Origin of the sequence: Streptomyces sp. NPDC057543 (assembly GCF_042801895.1) — a bacterium.
GTDB lineage: Bacteria > Actinomycetota > Actinomycetes > Streptomycetales > Streptomycetaceae > Streptomyces.
This window is the reverse complement of record NZ_JBHVFF010000443.1, coordinates 1-4,706: the sequence shown is the minus strand read 5'-3', so window position 1 is coordinate 4,706 and position 4,706 is coordinate 1. Positions and strand designations below refer to the sequence as shown.

The 4,706-nt window shown below is 66.1% G+C and carries 3 protein-coding genes; 1 reads left to right on the top strand and 2 read right to left on the bottom strand.

Annotated features, from left to right (window positions below):
- Positions 1–53: 53 nt before the first annotated feature.
- Together ACFU8Q_RS39285 and ACFU8Q_RS39280 are read right to left on the bottom strand one after the other, a co-directional pair.
- Positions 54–968, bottom strand: a complete 915-nt coding sequence (locus ACFU8Q_RS39285; protein ID WP_384464346.1) for a carbohydrate ABC transporter permease — start codon at positions 966–968, stop codon at positions 54–56.
- A gap of 46 nt (positions 969–1,014) precedes the next feature.
- Positions 1,015–2,304, bottom strand: a complete 1,290-nt coding sequence (locus ACFU8Q_RS39280) for an ABC transporter substrate-binding protein (protein WP_384464343.1) — start codon at positions 2,302–2,304, stop codon at positions 1,015–1,017.
- Between the two features lie 268 nt (positions 2,305–2,572).
- Here ACFU8Q_RS39280 and ACFU8Q_RS39275 point away from each other — a divergent pair, with 268 nt between their 5' ends.
- The gene (locus ACFU8Q_RS39275) at positions 2,573–4,609 is read left to right on the top strand and encodes an NPCBM/NEW2 domain-containing protein (protein WP_384464340.1); all 2,037 of its coding nucleotides are present in this window, start codon (positions 2,573–2,575) and stop codon (positions 4,607–4,609) included.
- Positions 4,610–4,706 lie beyond the last annotated feature (97 nt).

The following is a 4,706-nucleotide window of genomic DNA, read 5'->3' as shown; positions in this document are numbered from 1 at the left end:
CGGGTGCGCCTGCGGTGCGGTGGAGCGGGCGGAGCCGGGGGCGGCGTGGACGGTCAACGGTTCTTCTCCCCTCGGAGCTCCTGGACGAGGTACGTCACGACGAATCCCAGGGAGACGGCCAGCAGGACGACGGCGATGGCGGAGCCGAAGCCGATGCGGCTGGCCTCGCCGATGATGTTGTCGGTGACGAGCACCGAGAGCAGTTCGAGTCCGTTGCGGCCGTGGTTGACGGCGTACACGATGTCGAAGGCACGCAGGGACTCGATGACGGTGATGACGCCGACGATGACGTTGACCGGCCGCAGCGTGGGGAAGACGATGCGGAAGAAGGTCTGTGCCTCGCCCGCCCCGTCGATCGCCGCGGCCTCCTTGAGCGAGGGGTCGACCGCCTTGAGCCCGGCGAGGTACAGGATCATCACATAGCCCGTGTGCCGCCAGGCCGCGGCCAGCAGGACCATCCAGATGTTGAGGTCCGGATCGCCGAGCCAGTCGGTCGGCGAACTCGTGTCCCCGATGACCGCGTTGAGGGCTCCCTGGTCGCGGGAGAAGACCAGCTGGGCGATGAAGCCGACCACGGCGAGCGACAGCACGACGGGCATGTAGAGCGTCGACTGATAGAAGCGGCTGAAACGCACACCCCTGTCGATGAGTACGGCGAGCAGCAGCCCGAACGGTGCGGCGACGAGGCCGAGGAAGGCGAGCCAGAGCAGGTTGTGCCGGGCGGCTGGCCAGAACTGCGGGTAGTTGGTGAAGAGGTTCGCGTAGTTCTGCGTACCGACCCATTTGATGTCACCGATGCCGTCCCAGCTGGTGAAGGAGAGCACGACGGAGGCAAGGGTCGGTCCCCATACGATGGCGATGTCGAGCAGGACGGGTATGCCGAGCAGCACACCCAGTACGGCGAGGTCGCGGCGGGTGAACCGCCGCGAGACCCGCCGTCCGGTGCGCCGAGCCGAGATGAACGACACGGTCGGTACTCCAGGTTCCGTCGGATTGCATCGGGGGCGTCCGGGGTCAGTCGGCGGCGAAGATGGTCTTCTTCTGCCGTTCGATGTCGTTGACCAGTCCGTCCACGTCGTTCGGGTTGCTGATGAACTTCTGGATCGCCGGGATCATGACCGTGGAGGAGAAGTCCGGCCGGGTGTCGCGGTCCAGGAACTGGGAGATCTGCTTCGCCCCGGAGACCAGGTCCACGGCCTTCTTCTGGAGCGGTGAGTACGCGGAGATGTCCGCCTGATCGCTGACCGCGATGTTGTTCGGGTCGCTCTTCAGGTAGATGTCCTCGGCCTTCCCGGTGGCCAGCCACTTGAGCAGGTCCTTGGCGCTCTCCAGGGTCTTCTTGTTCTTGAGGTTCTTCGACTTCTTCGCCAGCAGGAATCCGTCGATGGGTGCCTCGACAGCGTCCTGTCCGTGCTCCGGGTTGATGACGGGGAAGGGGAAGAAGTCGATGTCGCCCTGTTCACCCTCGGGGAACTGGGCTCCGGGGTGCGGCAGGCCGAACACGGCCATGCCGGCCTCCCTCTTCTGGAGGCTGTTCGCGGCCTCCTGCCAGGTACGGCCGTTGGCGCCCTGCTGGCAGTACGGGAGCAGTCGGCGCCAGGTGTCGAAGACCTCCCTGACCCGCTTGTCGGTCCAGGCGACTTCCCCCGCCATCAGGCTCTTGTGGAACTCGTAGCCGTTGGTCCGCATGTCGATGTAGTCGAAGGTGCCCATGGCGGGCCAGCCGTCCTTGTCGCAGAAGGCGATGGGTTCGAGCTTGTCCTTCTGCATCTGCTTGGCGAGAGCCACGTACTCGTCGAGGGTTTTCGGAGCCTGATAGCCACGGTCGGCAAACAGGCTCTTCCGGTGGAATACGGCCCACGGATAGTAGTAGTAGGGCGTGAGGTATTGCTTGCCGTCCACTCCGGTGGACTGGGCTTTCAAGGCGGCCGAGAAGCCCTTGTAGTCCTGCCAGTTGTCGCTGATGTCGTGCAGCAGGCCCTTCTTGGCGAAGAACTGCATGCGGTTGCCCGCGAACCACATGAAGACGTCGTCCGGCTTGCCCTGCAGATACCGGTTGATGTTCTCCTGAAAGGTGTTGTGGTCGACAGTGTTGACCTTCACCTTCCGCCCGCCCGACTGCGCCTCGTACGCCGCGAAAGCTTCGGCGAATGCCTTCTTCGGAATGGGGTCGGACGAATTCGAGCCCATAGTGATCGTTTTTCCGTCGCCACCGGGGCCGCTGCCACAGGCGGTGAGCAACGACGGCAGGGTCACGGCTCCCGCGCCAACTGCCGCACCACGTAACAGACTTCGCCGGGACATCCGATGTCCTGCGACACTGCCCGGCGCACCAGACCTGCCGTAATCAGACTGCGTCATGCCCAACTCCTCCGGAGATGCAACCCAACACAACCGAACGTGCAATTGGATCTCACCCCCAAGTGATGGCATCGTCAAGGGTTTTGACGAGATATCAGAGAAGCCGCAGTCCCACCTCTTCCAACAGATCTCAACACGGCCTAACGTAATCGCGCGTATTGGCGTGCACATGCCGTCATCCGATCATGGACGAGTGTGGAGGAAGGTAACGATGCGTCATCTTCCAACCCGTACAACCCGAACCGACCGCCGTGGACTCATCGGAGCGCTGCTGGCCGGACTGCTCTGCGCCGCGGGGGCCACCGTTCCCGCCGTCGCGGACTCGCCCGCTCCCGCTCCGGCCCCGACACCGCGGGCCGGTAACGGTCTTGCGCTCACCCCTCCGATGGGGTTCAACAATTGGAACTCGACCCACTGCCGCGCCGAGTTCAACGAGTCGATGGTCAAGGGAATCGCCGACATCTTCGTCGAGAAGGGGCTCAAGGACGCCGGCTACGAGTACGTCAATCTCGACGACTGCTGGGCAAAGCCGCAGCGCAATGCGGACGGAAAGCTGGAGGCCGATCCGCAGCGCTTCCCGAACGGCATCAAGGCCGTCGCCGACTACGTCCACTCCAAGGGCCTGAAAATCGGCATCTACACCAGCGCCGGCACCAAGACCTGCGACAGCGTGGGCCTTCCGGGGGCGCTCGGCCACGAGTACAGCGATGCGCGGCAGTTCGCGGACTGGGGAATCGACTACCTCAAGTACGACAACTGCAATAACCAGGGCGTCGACGCGAAACAGCGCTACACGACGATGCGGGACGCGCTCGCGGCGACCGGACGCCCCATCGTCTACAGCATCTGCGAATGGGGCCAGAACAAGCCCTGGGAATGGGCCGGCGAGCTCGGCAACCTCTGGCGCACGACGGGCGACATCAACGACAGTTGGGGAAGCATGCTGTCGATCATGAAGCAGAATCTTCCCCTCGCGGCCGCCGCGGGCCCCGGGCACTGGAACGACCCGGACATGCTGGAGGTCGGCAACGGCGGCATGACGGACACGGAGTACCGCACCCACTTCTCCATGTGGTCCGTGATGGCGGCGCCGCTGCTCATAGGCTCCGATCTGCGCAAGGCGAGCCCGGAAACCTTCGAGATCCTCTCCAACCACGAGGTCATCGCGGTCGATCAGGATCCACTGGGCAAGCAGGGCACCGTGCTCTCCTCCGCCGACGGCCGCTGGGTCGTCACGAAGGAGATGCAGGACGGCAGCCGCGTCGTGGCCCTCTTCAACGAAACGGGCAGCGCACAGCGCATCTCGACGACGGCCGAGGCCGCGGGGCTGCCGAAGGCCACCGCGTACACGATGCGTGACCTGTGGGAGCACACGACGTACAACACGGCGGGCAGCGTCTCGGCGACCGTCCCGGCACATGGGACCGTACTGCTGCGCATCGCCGCGGACACCAAGTGGGCCGCGCACCCGCCCGCCGTGGAACTCGGACTGAAGGGAAGCCTGTTGGTCGAGGCGGGTCGCACCGTGACGCTGACGACGACGGTGACCGATCTCGGCCGTACCGCCGCCACAGCGGTGTCCGCGGCTCTCACCGGCCCCTCGGGCTGGCAGGTGAAGGCGACGTCGCCGACCGGATCACCGGCCCTGCCGACCGGCCGGGCCCTGACCACCCGCTGGCAGGTGACGGCCCCCGCGGGCACCGCGCCCGGCATGTACGACCTGACGTTCACCGCCCAGTACCGCTCACCGACCGGGACACGGGTGAGGTCCACGGTCCCGTTCCGGGCCCATGTAGTGGTCGCGCCACCGGCGGGCGGCAGCTACCTGAGCGATCTGCCGCGGCTCTCCGCCACCAACGGCTGGGGCCCGGTCGAACAGGACACCAGCAACAGTGAGAGCCAGGCGGGGGACGGCAATCCGATCACCATCGGTGGCACGGTCTTCGCCAAGGGACTCGGTGTGCACGCGGACAGCGCCGTCGAGTTCTACACCGGCGGGGCGTGCAGCGCCGTGACGGCCCAGGTCGGGGTCGACGACGAGAAGGGGACCAAGGGCACGGTCGCCTTCGAGGTCTGGGCCGACGGTACGAAGGTGGCGTCCACCGGCGTACTGACCAATGCGATGCCCGCGCAGCCGCTCTCCGCGGATGTGAGCGGCGCGCAGGTGGTCCGTCTGGTGGTCACCGACGGCGGGGACGGTACCGACTCCGACCACGCGGACTGGGCGGACCTGCGGATCTCCTGCTGACGGACGCGTCGGGCCGGACAGCCGACGCGGAATCGCGGTCGCGGCCACCTCGCGTCTTCGGACGCCGCACGGGCCCCGGGACATCGGTCCCGGGGCC

Excerpts from the sequence above, each read along its gene's own strand:
- ACFU8Q_RS39280 (WP_384464343.1), bottom strand. The coding sequence starts at position 2,304 with ATGTCCCGGCGAAGTCTGTTACGTGGTGCGGCAGTTGGCGCGGGAGCC.
- ACFU8Q_RS39275 (WP_384464340.1), top strand. The coding sequence starts at position 2,573 with ATGCGTCATCTTCCAACCCGTACAACCCGAACCGACCGCCGTGGACTC.